This is a genomic window from Fusibacter sp. JL298sf-3, from assembly GCF_053842995.1.
On the sequence record NZ_CM132608.1, the window covers coordinates 1,885,393 to 1,900,225 of the forward strand.

Here is a 14,833-nt window from a genome sequence, read left to right on the forward strand (position 1 = left end):
AACACACTCGAAATGTTAATTTTTAGGTAATTCTGGCACAAAAGAACCGTCCCTTTAAACCATGCGCTTGAACACGGCCACGACGAACCGCGACATCCCATCCACCATGTTGGTGTCAAAAGTGTTTACAAGCTCCCATCCCTGCGCACCCAATTGGTTGAGTCGCGCGTTAAAAGCAGCGATATCGAGCTTTCCTCCAGAAAACCCCTTCGTCTCGAACTGTTCCGTGTGATACTCCCATTGATCCATTTGGCTTAGCCCCCTTTTAGTTTAGTAACTAAAGTGTATCACACACCTATTAACATTGAATTAAAAAGTGCTTAAAGGGACGGTTCTTTTGTGCTCGATTGCACTATTTTTTTACATTATTTCCACCTATAAATTTGTAGCGCCACTGATCAATAGCGCATTTTAGCCCGTGAAGAGCGCCCCAACATAAGCTGTGCCTTTGGCAAACATCACATTTTTACAAAAGCGATAGTTGCCATACAAAGCCGTAAAAAGCGCGACGGCAAAACGTCGCGCTCAATCCCCCAAAGTCCCCTATACTAAAGGCACAGCCGCGCTTTGTACAGGCATCTCAAATGGTAAATATTAGTGTTTTATGGCACAAAAGAACCGTCCCTTTAGAGTGGTTATCAGCTCTTGGTCGTGTGTTATCACAAAGACAAACTTGCCCATATCGGCGAGACGGCGCAGCAACTGTGCGACCCGTTGCATGCTTTCGAAATCGAGACCGCTTGTGGGTTCGTCGAAAACGAGAATAGACTTTTCGCACACCATGCTCACTGCAAGGGCTAACCGCTGTTTTTGACCGCCCGACAGCGTGGCCGGATGGCAGTCGGCGAGTGCATCGAGGTCGAGTGATTTCAGCACCTGCGCTACAACCGCATCCGATGCATTGGCGATGCCGTGCTTGCATTCGGCGTGGACGCTGTCGGCAAACAGCTGGTAATCCACGTCTTGCATGACCAGGTAGGCTTCTTTTAACAGCGCTTTTTGCGTCATGCGCTTGTGGTCGAGGTAAAACGCACCTGTTAAAGGCGCTTTTAGACCGCAGAGCACATGGGCAAACGTCGACTTGCCATTGCCGTTGCGCCCCGTAACCACGACGATTTCACCGGCGTACGCCTCATAGGAAAGATTGCCGAACACGGCATTTTTGTTGTAGCCCGCCGAGAGGCCCTCGATTTTCAGCTGCCGTTTGCCAGAGGTGGGCGCTTGTATACTCTCGTGGGGCTCGCTGGGTTTCAGCGCCCTGAGGCCTTTGGCGACGCGCTGGTCTTCAGGCTGATTGAAAAATGAAGCGGCGGTGCTTACGTCGACAATCGCCCCGTTTTCAAGGTACACCGCTCGGTCGACGATGTCTCGCAAATAGTGGAGGCGATGTTCGGTAATGACGATGGTTTTTCCCTGCGCCTTTAAGAGCTTCAGCTGTGCTTTCAACCGAATGGTAGCGTCGGCGTCGAGATTGGCAGACGGCTCGTCCAGTAGGTACACCTCGGGACACATGGCGTAGATGGAGCCAAAGGCCACTTTCTGCTTCTCCCCGCCGGAAAGTGCGTAAATATCGCGTCCCATTAGCGGCGATAGCTCCAGTGTGCGAACAGTGTCCTCTATGCGCTTCGACATTTCAAGGCGCGGAAACGAGAGGTTCTCGAGTCCGAAGGCCAGCTCGCTGTCTGTGTCCACATTAAAAAATTGGCTTCTGGGGTTTTGATACACCATGCCGATTTTCTCAGCCAGTTCGTACATAGGCGTCTCGTTAACTGTGCGCCCCGCCACTTTTACCGTTCCGGTAAGTGTGCCCTCGTAAAAAGCCGGGGCCAAACCGTTGAGCAACCTGAGCAGCGTCGTCTTGCCACAGCCACTCCTGCCGCACAGCAGCACGCATTCTCCGGGTTCAATGGAGAGAGATACCGATTTTAGCGTCGGCGCCGAGGCACCTTTGTACGCAAAAGTCACGTCGTTTACTGTTATCATTTAAAGCCTCCAAATAAGGATAAGGGCAACGCCTGCCGCTGTAGAGACGACGCCGTCCACCACGCCGAAACGCACCACTTGGACGCTGGTTCTCGGTTTCGGGTTTTCAATGCCCCGGCTCACAGCTGCCGCAGAGAGTTCATCGGCGCGCCTCGACGCCGACAACATAATCGGGACGTAGAGGCATTCGATGGTCGTCCACGGCTGTTTACAAAAGGACAGAGGCGTCGGTGAAATACCGCGCATTTTCATCGCATGGGTAATCTTCCGAGCGTCTTCTCCAATGGCGGGAATGTAGCGCATCATAACAGTCAGCGGCATGAGAATGCGCCGCGGAACTTTCATTTTTGTCAGTGCTGCCATAAAGGCGTTGACACGGGTTGTGGCAATTAAGGCGCCGCCGAGTAGCGCACATGGCATCACTTTTCTGATGAACCGCGCAAAGAGGGCGATGTATACGGCCACCCCCGAACCTATCCACACAATGGCGAGGTAATCGACGATGAGCAGGGTGAAGTAGATGGCGCCTATTTTCAGTGCTAGGCGTCTGACGCCGGTTAGGCACACCAATACGAGTGCCAAGGTGGTTAAAACGGCTTCGCCGCGCATTGAGGGGACGAAGAACAGGGCGACGTTGGTCATGACGATGAGCAACAGCCACGTTCTGGGATCGAGGGCAAGTGTTTGTTCACCCTGCCTTTTTCTCTTTTCTGCTGCTATCATCCGACGACCCCGGCTTTCTCAAATTGTTTTTTGAGCAGTTTGTGGCCGACGGCACAGCTGATGACGCTGGCGAGGACGATAGACGCCACCATGGCCGGCAACATCCAGTTTTTTGCCACGGCGCCCATGGTTTCTACATAAGACGACTCGGTGCCTTTGCCGACGAGGTAGCTGAAATACGCTTCGCGGTTGATCCAAAGCATCATGTACGAGCCGATGGGGTTCATGGAGAAAATGGCGAAACTGACGGTGTTTAATCGACTCGAGCGGTAGCGCCCAAGTCCCGCTACAAAATCGGCTAGGACGGCCATTACGACATAGAAGACGCTCCACATCCAGTACATGCCGGTAATCAGCATGAGCGCGCCCATAATGACGCCGAGGATGACTATGGGGCCGCGCTTTTGCACTTTGCTTATGAGCAACAGGTACACAGGCCCTGTGAGCAGCGCCGCGCCAAAGGGCATAAGGTAAGTCAATACGGGATTCGGCGCAAACAAAATGCTGCCGACCATTGTAAATACGAAAAATAAAGCCGTAAAAATCCCCGTGGTGACGAGGTCCTTCACGGTTAAATTGCTTTGAGAGTGCGCTTGGGTCATAAACTGCCTCCTTAGTAAAGTGATAATGATTTTCTTTAGCATTTGTATTGTAAGTGGCTTCAGGGTGTTGTACAATGCTTTTAATGAAGTTGTGTCTGTTTCAAACAGTTTTGCGCCTATTCGTGGCAAGGAGGACGAGATGACCGGTGGTTCACAAAATATTACACAAGCCTATTACAAGCCGCTGCTTGCGAAAAACGGCTTTGAGTTGAAAGTCGAAGACGCCCTTGGGACCCTTTGGGCCATCGACCCCGCCATCGGCTCCGGGACTTACTGGATTTACGGTCAAAAGAACCTCTACGACATAAAAATACACGATTTTACCTTTCACGAAGACCGCGTGGTGGAAGTGGCCATGCCGCCCTGTTTGAGCGTGACGTACTACGAATCGATTTCCGGCGAAGAACGGTTCCCCTACAGGCGCTTACGCCCCAACTGCGTCAAGAGCTTTATTGGGGGCAATAGACCCTTTAAGGCCACTATGCACGGGAAAGTTCCCATTCAAAGCATCGGTATTGAGATTCTACCCGCTTATTACGAGTCTTATTTGAAGGCACATTACCCTGATGTGTACGCCAACCCCTATGAGGCGTTTGAAACAATCGACGAGACCGACGACTTTCCCGAAATGGTGCATTTGCTTATGCAGATTAAGCACTACAACGGCGACGGGATTGCCGCCAAACTGTTTTACGACGCCAAGGTCGCCGAGGCGGTGGCGCTGATTGTGGCGCGACAACAAAACCGCGACGCCGCTGTACGCGCCCCTTTGTCAGAGGTGGACAAGAGGCTTTTACAATCGGTGACGGCCTACATCGACGTCCACTATGCAGAATGTCTCCGCCTCGAACACCTGTCGCAAATCGCCTGTATGGGCGCGACGAAGTTAAAGCGGTCGTTCAAGTTGTTGCACGGCTGCACGGTGACGGCGTACATCCAAAGTCGCCGTATGGCACAAGCCGAACATCTCCTGTCCGCTACGGAACTCTCTATCGCTCAAGTGGCGCACGCCGTGGGCTACAAAAGCGCCAGTCGCTTCGCCGAGCTCTTTCGAAAGGCCACGGGCCTTTTGCCAACTGCCTATCGACGCTTTGCCAGGGGGGACGGTTCTTTTGTGCCGTAAAACACTAAATTTTACCATAAAACGCCTGTTGCGCGGTAGCGCCTCAGGCGTTTTTCTGTGGGCAGGTGTGGCGGCCAATCCACTGTATGCCAACGGGTTTCGGTGCTATAGGTATCCCCTGCCCCCTTGTGACGGTACAAAATTCGCCGCCACACTTGCCATTTGCCCGCCGGCGCCTTCTCCTAGTGACAGGCGGCTTTTGTCCCCATGCGTTCACGGCTTTCAGTGGGGTTCTGAGAACGCATTGATTCACTGGGGACTATGGCTACAAGCCGCTAAACAGAAGTAAAAGAGGGCGACGGGTACATTGGTTTATATGGTAATTTTTAGTAGAATCGAGCACAAAAGAACCGTCCCCCCTGGTTTTAAACAGGTTGAGGCCATCGCCTAATCACCCTGTTTAACCCATTTGAAAACGACTGTGTAGGCGCCGCACCGCCTAGCGACGTTACAATGGGCGCATTGTGCCGGTGACCAACGGGTTGGCACTTAACTTGCAATGCAGTAAACGCGATAACCATTATACAACCATTTATGAAAAGGGGGGATCTCATGGAACACTATGGCATACTGTCTATACTGCCTGTTGCACTGGCCATTCTCATCGCCATTAAACTGAAGAACGTCATACCGGCGCTCTTTGCAGGCGTCTTGGTGGGGGTGCTCATACTCGTCGGCGGCAATCCCATTGCCGGGGTCACGACCATGATACAGGACTACTTCTTTGTACAGCTCACCGACAGCTACAACGCCGGCGTCTTGGTGCTGCTCGTATTCATCGGGGGCTTTGTGGGCCTTATGGAGAAATCCGGCGGCGCCGCCGCCTTTGCAAAATCCATGACCAAGGTCGTGGACAACCGCTTTAAAACGCAAATCGGCGCTTGGCTAGGCGGTATCGTGGTCTTTTTCTCAGACCTCGGCACACCGCTAATCGTCGGCCCGATTTTCGAACCGATTTTCGACAAGCTGAGGGTTTCTCGGGAAAAACTCGCGTGGATTATCGACTCCACCGCCTCGCCTGTGGCCGTCCTCGTCCCCTTTATCGGGTGGGGCGTCTACGTCATGGGGTTGCTTCAAAAAGAGTTTGAAGTGCTCAGTGTTGCGGAATCCGATTGGTCCGCTTTTATCAGCGCCATTCCCTTTCAGTTTTACCCGATTCTCGCCGTGCTGATGGTGCCGATTATCGCCTTTACCGGCTACGAGTTCAGCGCCATGGCCAAAGCCGAAAAACGCACCTTGCAAACCGGTGAAACTTTTTGGCCAAACGCCACGCCTATGCGCCAAACCGCCGCCGAAGAAGTGCCCGGCAGCAAGGCCATCCTCATTTGGCTCCCCCTCCTCGTCTTGTTCGTCACCTTGTTCGGCATTTTGGCCCCATTGGGCTTTCCCTTCAAAAAAGTGGCGGGCAGCGCCTTTAGAACGGCGCTGAGCACCGGGTACCTCTTCGCTGCACTCACTCTAATCGCCCTCATGTGCTTCAACAAAGTTAAAACCTTTAAAGAGAGCCTCGACATTTACTACGGCGGCATGAGCAAAATGATGAGTGTCGCAGTAATCCTCGTGCTGGCGTGGTCCCTTGGCGCAGTGGGCAAAGGCCTCGGCACCGCCAACTTCATTATCGACATCACTGAGGGCACTTTGCCCGCTTGGGCCGTCCCGTGTCTCGTCTTCCTCATCGGCGCCCTGATGTCCTTTGCCACCGGCTCTTCTTGGGGCACCTTCGCCATTATGATGCCGCTGGTGATTCCAATGGCCATCAGCCTTGGCGCACCGCTCCACGTCTGCATCGGCGCCGTCTTGTCCGGCGGTCTCTTCGGCGACCACTGTTCGCCGATTTCCGACACCACTATCTTGTCGTCCACAGGAGCGGGCTGTGACCACATCGACCATGTGAAGACCCAGTTGCCTTACGCACTTCTCAACGGCACTGTCAGCTTTCTCGCCTACGTCGTCGCCGGCATCACCGGCAGTGTCTGGGCACTGCTTGCAGCCGTTGTGGCTATGACCTGTGCCGTGGTTCTGTTGTCCAAACGCTTCGGCGAAAAAATGGCCAATCCCACGCTGGCTGAAATCGAACGCTTATCAAACTAAAGGAGAAAATCTCTATGACAAATTTATGGCAAGGCCGCTTTTCAAAATCCATGGACGCCTCAGTGGCGGCTTTCAACGCTTCCATCGGCTTCGATCACGTCCTGTACCCCTATGACATCAGAGGGAGCATTGCACACGCCACCATGCTCGGCGAACAGGGCATTATTACCACTGGGGAAGCCGAGCAAATTGTCGAGGCCCTCAAAATCATTGAGGCCGACATCGATGCCGGCAACGTCCAGTGGCGCGTCGAAGACGAAGACATCCACATGGCCATTGAGGGCCGATTGATTCAGATGCTCGGCGACACGGGCAAAAAACTGCACACCGCCAGAAGCCGCAACGATCAGGTCAACGTCGACATGCGCCTCTACTTAAAAGACGCCATTGGCGCGCTGACAGACGCTTTAATCGACTTCGAGTCGGTACTGCTGGAAAAGGCGTCGACACACGCGGCCGATTTAATGCCCGGGGTCACGCACCTTCAAAACGCACAGCCGGTCACCATTGGCTTTCACCTCATGGCGTACTTTCAAAAATTCAAGCGCGACATCGAACGCCTCGCCGATTGCCTCAAACGGGTGGACATCTGTCCGCTGGGCGCCTGCGCCCTCGCCGGTACGACACTGCCCATCGACAGACAGCGCACCGCGGAACTCCTCGGCTTTAGCGCCGTCAGCGACAACGCCATGGACACCGTTAGCGACCGGGACTTTATCACAGAATTTCTCGCCTGCGGCGCCCTGTGCATCACCCATTTGAGCCGTTTTTCAGAAGAATTCATCCTCTGGAACGCCCAACCCTTTGGGTACATCGACATCGACGACAGTTTTTGCACTGGGAGCAGTATCATGCCCCAGAAAAAGAACCCCGATATCGCCGAATTGATTCGCGGCAAATCCGGTCGCGTCTACGGCAACCTCATGGCACTGCTCACTGTGTCCAAGGGACAACCCCTCGCCTTCAACAAAGACTTTCAAGAGGACAAAGAAGCGTTGTTCGACACCGTCGAGACCTTGAGGGCCGCCATTCCCCTGTTTGCCAGAATGCTTGAAAAGACCCGGTTTAAAACCGACGTCATCGAACGCCATCTCACCAAGGGCTTTATCAACGCCACCGACATCGCCGAGCACTTCGTCGTCATCGGCATCCCGTTTAGAAGCGCGCACGAACTCGTGGGCAAAATGGTGCGGTACTGCGAGGCCAACGACTTGTTGCTCGAACACCTTCAGCCCGCAGACTTCCCCAAAATCGACGCCGGTCTCAGCGCCGACATGCTCCCCGACCTCTCCCTGAGCGCCTGTGTCACCCGCCGCACTTCTTATGGCGGCACGGCACCTGTTGAGGTCCTCAGACAAATCGAAGCGGGCCGCAACTTTTTAGCCGCAATTAAAGCCCAATAACACTGTTGACAGACCCTTTCCGATGCCGTTTGTCGGAGGGGGTTTTTCGCCGCTTGGTTCTGTAAGCCTCTACGGCACAGGGGTGCAGCGCGGGGGTGCAAAAAATTTGAATTGCCCGTCTATTTGCGCTAAACTAGGAGGGAGGTGATGCCTATGACTAAGAAAAAACTCGCGATTGTTTCCTTCCACGCCTATTCGGTGGCCATTTACAAGCAGATTGTCCACGGGCTGTTTGGCGACGCGCTCACTATAGAGGAAATCTATTTTGACGGCGGTAAACCCGCTGAAATCGATGTCGATCTCATTTTGATTTCTTCTTTTACCATCTACGAAGAAGTGCTGGAACGCGTGGTGAACGACGCCGAAATCATCGTCGCCGACTACACCATTACGAAAAAGGCCTTGACGGCGTTAAAGGCGCTGCCCGACGACACCAAGGCGGCACTTGTCAATCTCAATTACAAGGTCTGCATCGAGACCATTATTCTCATTCATCAACTCGGCATCAAGCATTTGGAACTGATGCCCGTCTATCCCGGCTCTGCGCCGCTGTCCAATGTGACGCTCGCCATTACCCCTGGCGAATCCCGTCTCATTCCCCCTGAGTTTACGACGCACATCGACATCGGGCACCGTGTTCTCGACCTCAACACGGTTATCGCCATTGCCAACGCGCTCTCCCTTGAATCGGTTTTACAGAGCGATGCCTTCGTCTCTTACGCCATGTCTTTGGCCTCCGCCGGCTACGGCGCCGAAGCGATTCTCGGGAAAAACCAGACGCTGAACCGACAACTGGACATGTTGCTCAAACTCATGGATCGAGCCATTGTTATCGTTACTGCCGACCACGTGGTGCACGCTTACAACCAGCGCGCCAGATCGATTTTCGACCTGCCTAAATCCGGCGGCGTCGGCGCATGTGCACAGCCGTTTTTGGAAAATGTGCCTTACACAAGCGTCCTAGACGGCGCACCTGAGGTGCGCGAGGCCATTGTGGCCATTGGCGGCGCCCATGTGGTGGTATCGGTACTGCCCATTGTGGAGTTCGGACAGGTGTACGGGGTCATCGTCCTAGCAGATGAACTGACGGAAATTGAGAAAAAAAACACGCTCTACGCGTGAAGCTGTTGGGAAAAGGGCATGTGGCGCGCTACACGTTTGACGCCATTATCGGCGACAGCCCCGCGATTCAGCGCGCGGTAAAAACGGCTTCGAGAATGGCGCAATCGACGTCTTCTGTTTTGATTACCGGCGAAAGCGGCACGGGGAAAGAGGTGTTTGCCCAAGCGATTCACAACGCGTCGGTGCGAAGGGCCTTTCAGTTTGTGGCAGTGAATTGCGCCGCCCTTTCGGAAAATTTGCTGGAAAGCGAACTCTTCGGCTACGCCGACGGCGCGTTTACCGGCGCCCAAAGAGGCGGCAAACAAGGGCTTTTTGAGCTCGCCCACAAGGGGACGCTGTTTCTCGACGAAATCGGGGAAATCACGCCGCTGCTTCAGAAAAAGTTGCTTCGCGTTCTTCAGGAACGGAACTTTATGCGCATTGGCGGCGACGCGGTAATCGATGTGGACGTGCGCATTATCGCCGCCACCAATCAGGATTTGAGGGCGCTTGTCACCGACAGGGTGTTCAGGGAAGATCTGTACTACAGGCTCAATGTCCTCCCCCTCGAATTGCCGCCGCTCAGAAGCCGCCGCGAGGACATCGTGCCGCTGGTGGATTACTATAAGGCGGCTTTTGACGACACCGTGGTGTTTTCTGAGGCGATTTACGCGACGTTCTGCGGTCACCTGTGGCCGGGCAATGTGCGGGAACTGATGAATTACGTCGAGTACCTCTGCAATATCGGCGAGTCCCATGTGGATGTGTGGCACCTGCCAAAGCATCTGCTTCAGCGGGAAGCGCCTACTGTTTCCACTTTCAAGCCCGCCGATTTAAAGGCGCTCGGCGGTCACTACGCCGCTGAGGAATACACGTTTGTTTTGACGGCGCTCTATCGGGCGCACAGAGACAGGCGAAAAATCGGGCGAAAACACCTCTGCCAAGAGGCGGCTATGCACAATCTCAACTTGTCCGAGCAAGAGATACGATCGATTTTAAAGCGCTTGGCAGACAACGGCTACGCCCATATCTCGAAAGGGCGTGCCGGAACGAAGATTACAGCCAAAGGGCTCGCTTTTTTTGGGGACGGTTCTTTTGTGCCGTAAAACACTAAATTTTACCATAAAACGCCTGTTGCGCGGTGGCGCCACAGGCGTTTTTTCTCGGGCAAGCGTTGGGGCAACTCCCGCCTATTCCAATGGATATACAAGATTTTGATACTCTCTTATCGGCAAGTTGCCCTTTCGCGAAGGGCCCCAGCGCTTGCCACTTACAAGCAGGCGCCTGTGTACGGCTTCCGGCGGCATTTGTGCTGTTACAATAGGCGCTACGAGGTGAAAATTTGTGCTCTTGAAATGGAATAAGATGTGTGCAGGCCGCCATACACCTGTGGTTGAGTGGCGACTGCTGTTTTGGAATAAATGGAATATAATAGTGGAATCCGGCACAAAAGAACCGTCCCCCCCTTGCAAAATTCTAATAAACCATTAACCTCTATCCAATCTCGACCTGTTAAAATACAGCTATAGAACATTACGGAGGCGAAAATATGTCATTACTCGGAAATCTTATATGGATACTGCTCGGCGGCTTGATAGGCGCCATTGGATGGACCATTGCCGGGGTGCTCCTCTGCATCACGGTCATCGGCATTCCTTTCGGTATGCAGTGCTTTAAAATAGCAGGACTCACCCTCACACCATTTGGCAGAGAAGTAGAAATCGGTCACTTTGGTGCCGGTGGCCTGCTGGGCAACATCTTGTGGCTCATCTTTCTCGGATGGGAACTCTGCCTGTTTCACTTGGGCGTAGGGCTCCTCCTCTGTGTGACCATTGTGGGCATCCCCTTTGGCATGCAACATTTCAAACTGGCGCAATTGGCACTTTTGCCATTTGGCAGCCGGTTTTAACAACAGCGTTTGTTGTTTAAATAAAATGCGGTTTGAGGAAATTCCCCAAGCCGCATTTTTTGTTTTTTGTCGCCCTTTGAGAGGGGTATAAAGACAGATGAGTGCCCGCTGTCAACCAACAGTTGATTTTTTCTACCAAAGTCAATTGACGCTCCCTTGCGCAGCGCATTCGATTGAGCGTACAATAGAGAAAAAGGAGGATGAACCGATGACATCGATACGCATGAGTGCAGTGCTCGCCGCCAAACGGCGCGAAAAGGGGCTGACCCAAGAAGCCGTTGCCGCATACCTCGGCATTTCAAAAGCTTCTGTCTCCAAATGGGAGACTGGGCAGAGCTTTCCGGACGTTCTGATGCTCCCGGAAATTGCCACTTTTTATAACATCACCATGGACGAGTTGTTCGGGTACGCGCCCACCTTGGCGCCGGAGGCCATTAAGGGGCTGTATGAATCCTATGGCAAGCGGTTTCAAACGGAAGCGTGGGCCGTTCTTGAAGCTGAGGTGGAACAGACCCTTCGGAAGTACTACGCCTGCCCTGAGTTGGTGATTGCCATGGCTCAATGGTTTTTAAACTACGGGCTCGTTTCTAAAGACGCGTCGATGCGGCGCCATATGCTCGGTCGCTCTGAAGCGCTTTCTGAACACCTGTTGACGTTAACCGAGGACACGTTTCTCAGAAGTACCGCCGAGGGGCTGATGGCACTTGTGGCTCTTCAAAAAGGCGATTTTGAACGCTGTTACACCCTTCTCGGCGAAACGCCTACGGTGAACGCACACGGTCTTAAGAGCAGTCTCATTGGACAGGTTCACCTCGCCACCGGGCGTATAAGGGACGCCAAACGCTGTGCACAAATCAACCTCTATCAAAGTCTGATGGCGCTTGTGAACGATTTGCTGATGTACCAGTCGATTAATGCAGGCGATCCGGCAGCGCACGATAAAATCTACGACCAGCTTCAAACGGTTATAGCGGCGTTCGGCCTTGAACACAACGGCACCAACGCCAGATACGCCACTCACCTCATCGCCGCACAGGTGGCGGTTGCCGGCGGCGCTCCGGACGATGCGCTAACGCATCTCACCCGCTATGTGCGCGCTGTGGAATCGACGACTTTTCCCGTTGTGCTGAACCGCAACCCCTATTTTGACGACATCGACGACTGGCTGTCCGATCACTTGTACACAGGGACCTTGTCACCGACTACTGAAGTCCTGACCCGACGGCTTTTTTACGATGCTGTGGCAAAGGACCCAACTTTTGCCGCATTGGCCGAAAACGCAACTTTTCAACAGCTATTGAAACGATTGGAGGCGATTATCCATGACTGATTTAAAAAATTTACTGCCCATAGTGGTGCCGTTTGCGCTGCTGCATTTTGGACTGGCTATTTTCTGTCTCGTCCACCTATACAAACGCAAGAAAGTGCGCGTGCTCAATGTGCCGATTTGGGTGCTGATTATCCTCCTTATTCAGACCTTTGGCTCTATTGGCTACTTGCTGTTCGGAAGGGTGGATACTTAATGGACGATCTCTTAACCATACAAAACCTCTCCAAGCGCTTCGGCGATAAAACGGTTCTCGACGCCCTCTGTCTAAAAGTGCCAAAAGGCGCAGTCTACGGGTTTATCGGTAAAAATGGCGCCGGCAAAACTACGACGATGAAGGCTGTTTTGGGGTTGCTTCCGGCAGATGCCGGCACGATTACAGTCTGCGGTGAACCCGCTGTCTTCGGAGGCGCCAAAACAAACAAGCACATCGGGTACTTGCCCGATGTCCCCGCCTTTTATGAATACATGACGGCCCGTGAGTACTTGAACTTGTGCCGTAAACTCGTGATTGCCGGCGGCGCTGAACGCACTGCCCCTGTGGACGAGCTCATCGAAAAAGTCGGGTTGACCGGCGTGGCCCAGAAAATCGGTGGCTATTCTCGGGGCATGAAACAACGCCTTGGAATCGCCCAGGCGCTTATCGGTCGCCCGCGGCTCCTCATATGCGACGAGCCCACTTCTGCACTGGACCCCATTGGGCGGCACGAACTGCTTACGATTTTACAGCGGATTAAAGAAGAGACCACTGTGATTTTTTCGACGCACATTCTCAGCGATGTTCAAAGCATTTGCGACCACATTGGCATCCTCCACGGCGGGAAACTCGCCTTTGAAGGGCCGATGCACGCCGTGGGTGCTGACGGCCGGCAAATTGCCATCGAATTTTACACCCCCGATGCGGCGGAGGCGTTTGCAAAACTCTCGCAGCCGCTGTACAATACGACGCTTTCAGGGCTCCACCTCACTTGTGATGTCGACGACGGGCCAAGTGCCTCTCAAACGCTTCTCGCACTGCTCGGTGAAGCTGCACTGCCTATCCTTTCCTTTGAGGTTAAGCGCCAGTCGCTTCAATCGCTGTTTATGGAGGTGACGTCATGAGATCTTTCGCCGTGTTTTATAAAAAGGAGTTGGCTGAACAGCTGAAGACGTACAAGCTCCTCATTATTGGTGCTGTGTTTGTATTTATCGGCATTACCAGTCCGCTCATCGCCGTGTACATGCCAAACTTGCTCGAAGCGTTTTTGCCCGAGTCCATGGAATTGACTTTGGCGGCGCCCACTTGGGTCGACAGCTACGGCCAATTTTTTAAGAATTTCTCTCAGTTTGGCTTACTGCTCATGATAGCGCTATACATCGGTACAATGAGCCGGGAGTACCAAAGCGGCACACTTGTGAACCTGCTCACCAAAGGCGTTCCGCGTTCGGCCATTATAGGGGCCAAATACGCCGCTGCCCTAACGGTGTTTACAGGCGCTTATGTCGTCTGTACCGGCATCGCCGCCCTCTATACGGGCTTCTATTTCCCAGTGGCCTTTACGACTTCTGTGTTCAGCGCACTGGTATGCCTCTATATCTTTTTTGCTTTTCTGTTGGCGTTGCTCGTAGGCGTCTCTACGGTAAGTCGGCGGGAGAGTACAGCGCTGCTCTATCTCTTTACAGCATTCGCGCCTTTGCTCCTCATTCAATTTCTGCCGCAAACGCGATTTTACAACCCGCTGTCTCTTTTGTCTGCACCTATGGCCATTGTGTCGGGGACACAAGTTCTCGGCGATTTTTTGCCGGCGTTGGGCATTGCCATCGCGCTTTCAGCCGCCCTATTGTTCGGTGCCGTTTGGTGGTTTAAGAGGCGGGGGTTTTAGAGAAGTTCACCTATCGAGAGCCAACACTTCTTAATAGCAAAAGGCATACCCTTTTTAATGTAGACGGTATGCCTTTTATTATTTCATCAAGGTGCCACCACCTAAAATGTTGTTTTATTTAAAATTTAACTTTAAATCCCATTATTATATGTTACCCTATAGGAAACGTGTTTTAAAATCAGTGATTAAGGAGGGCTTTATGAAATTTGGTAAAAAACGACTCGTTTTCAGTGCTGTCATTGCTCTAGTGCTTAGTGTTCTATTGTCCCAATCGAGTATTGGCCGCGATTTGTACACGCGTTGGCAGTATCGCAACCTCTCAAAGGGGATAACTTTTTCATTTGAGAACGCGACGGCGACTTCCATTAAAGCACCGACGCTTACCCTCGTGGAAACAACTCAAACACATCCTCTGACGTCATGGACCGCTATAGACGCCAACAGCACTGAGACTGCCTACTTGAATCTCGATGGCTACGATGGCAACGAATACGCCCTTGAACTCACTTACGAAAAATATGACGGCACATTGAACACCCTCTCTCTAATGTACTTGCCCTCTGCAAAAGGCCGCTACAAAATCGATATAACCGTAAAAGAAATCGACGAAACCGGTTTGATAAAAGGGCAGCTAAAAACTTATGATGGTCTCCAATCCTATACGTCTACTCTAGAATAAGACTCACCTTGACCGAACCTACCACTTAGG

General features: G+C 52.8%; 15 protein-coding genes. 11 read left to right on the forward strand and 4 right to left on the reverse strand.

The window, feature by feature from the left end:
* Nucleotides 1–54: 54 nt before the first annotated feature.
* The 4 genes from ACR6HW_RS09030 to ACR6HW_RS09045 form a co-directional block, all read right to left on the reverse strand.
* Nucleotides 55–249, reverse strand: coding sequence for a DUF4177 domain-containing protein (locus ACR6HW_RS09030; protein ID WP_455730805.1), 195 nt, complete (start codon nucleotides 247–249; stop codon nucleotides 55–57).
* Nucleotides 250–594: 345 nt separating this feature from the next.
* Complete coding sequence (locus ACR6HW_RS09035; protein ID WP_455730806.1) at nucleotides 595–1,983, reverse strand: ABC transporter ATP-binding protein; 1,389 nt, start codon at nucleotides 1,981–1,983, stop codon at nucleotides 595–597.
* Nucleotides 1,984–2,706, reverse strand: a complete 723-nt coding sequence (locus tag ACR6HW_RS09040) for an energy-coupling factor transporter transmembrane component T family protein (RefSeq protein ID WP_455730807.1) — start codon at nucleotides 2,704–2,706, stop codon at nucleotides 1,984–1,986.
* On the reverse strand, nucleotides 2,703–3,308 hold the full coding sequence (locus ACR6HW_RS09045) for an MptD family putative ECF transporter S component (RefSeq protein WP_455730808.1): 606 nt from the start codon (nucleotides 3,306–3,308) through the stop codon (nucleotides 2,703–2,705). The genes ACR6HW_RS09040 and ACR6HW_RS09045 overlap by 4 nt, the downstream gene beginning before the upstream one ends.
* A gap of 139 nt (nucleotides 3,309–3,447) precedes the next feature.
* Between ACR6HW_RS09045 and ACR6HW_RS09050 the strand changes: the two genes are divergently transcribed.
* The 11 genes from ACR6HW_RS09050 to ACR6HW_RS09100 all read left to right on the forward strand — a co-directional run bounded on the left by ACR6HW_RS09050 (nucleotide 3,448) and on the right by ACR6HW_RS09100 (nucleotide 14,803).
* Nucleotides 3,448–4,431 (forward strand): helix-turn-helix domain-containing protein, encoded by a 984-nt coding sequence (locus tag ACR6HW_RS09050; protein ID WP_455730809.1) that lies wholly within the window; start codon nucleotides 3,448–3,450, stop codon nucleotides 4,429–4,431.
* 552 nt (nucleotides 4,432–4,983) lie between these two features.
* A complete protein-coding gene (locus ACR6HW_RS09055) occupies nucleotides 4,984–6,522 on the forward strand; it encodes a Na+/H+ antiporter NhaC family protein (RefSeq protein ID WP_455730810.1) in 1,539 nt (512 codons plus the stop codon).
* Nucleotides 6,523–6,536: 14 nt separating this feature from the next.
* Nucleotides 6,537–7,925 (forward strand): argininosuccinate lyase, encoded by a 1,389-nt coding sequence (gene argH, locus ACR6HW_RS09060; RefSeq protein WP_455730811.1) that lies wholly within the window; start codon nucleotides 6,537–6,539, stop codon nucleotides 7,923–7,925.
* Between the two features lie 153 nt (nucleotides 7,926–8,078).
* The gene (locus tag ACR6HW_RS09065; RefSeq protein WP_455730812.1) at nucleotides 8,079–9,047 is read left to right on the forward strand and encodes a transcriptional regulator; all 969 of its coding nucleotides are present in this window, start codon (nucleotides 8,079–8,081) and stop codon (nucleotides 9,045–9,047) included.
* Nucleotides 9,044–10,132, forward strand: a complete 1,089-nt coding sequence (locus ACR6HW_RS09070; RefSeq protein WP_455730813.1) for a sigma-54 interaction domain-containing protein — start codon at nucleotides 9,044–9,046, stop codon at nucleotides 10,130–10,132. Before ACR6HW_RS09065 ends, ACR6HW_RS09070 begins: the two co-directional genes overlap by 4 nt.
* 443 nt (nucleotides 10,133–10,575) lie before the next feature.
* Nucleotides 10,576–10,935 (forward strand): YccF domain-containing protein, encoded by a 360-nt coding sequence (locus ACR6HW_RS09075; protein WP_455730814.1) that lies wholly within the window; start codon nucleotides 10,576–10,578, stop codon nucleotides 10,933–10,935.
* A 208-nt stretch (nucleotides 10,936–11,143) separates the two neighbouring features.
* Nucleotides 11,144–12,265: a helix-turn-helix domain-containing protein gene (locus ACR6HW_RS09080; RefSeq protein ID WP_455730815.1), complete on the forward strand. Its 1,122-nt coding sequence runs from the start codon at nucleotides 11,144–11,146 to the stop codon at nucleotides 12,263–12,265.
* Nucleotides 12,258–12,458, forward strand: a complete 201-nt coding sequence (locus ACR6HW_RS09085) for a PLDc N-terminal domain-containing protein (protein ID WP_455730816.1) — start codon at nucleotides 12,258–12,260, stop codon at nucleotides 12,456–12,458. Before ACR6HW_RS09080 ends, ACR6HW_RS09085 begins: the two co-directional genes overlap by 8 nt.
* Entirely contained in the window at nucleotides 12,458–13,363 is a 906-nt protein-coding gene (locus tag ACR6HW_RS09090) for an ABC transporter ATP-binding protein (RefSeq protein ID WP_455730817.1), read from the forward strand. Before ACR6HW_RS09085 ends, ACR6HW_RS09090 begins: the two co-directional genes overlap by 1 nt.
* The gene (locus ACR6HW_RS09095; protein WP_455730818.1) at nucleotides 13,360–14,124 is read left to right on the forward strand and encodes an ABC transporter permease; all 765 of its coding nucleotides are present in this window, start codon (nucleotides 13,360–13,362) and stop codon (nucleotides 14,122–14,124) included. The genes ACR6HW_RS09090 and ACR6HW_RS09095 overlap by 4 nt, the downstream gene beginning before the upstream one ends.
* Before the next feature lie 199 nt (nucleotides 14,125–14,323).
* Nucleotides 14,324–14,803 carry a hypothetical protein gene (locus ACR6HW_RS09100; RefSeq protein WP_455730819.1) on the forward strand — a complete coding sequence of 160 codons (480 nt, stop codon included), beginning with the start codon at nucleotides 14,324–14,326 and terminating at the stop codon, nucleotides 14,801–14,803.
* Nucleotides 14,804–14,833: the final 30 nt, after the last annotated feature.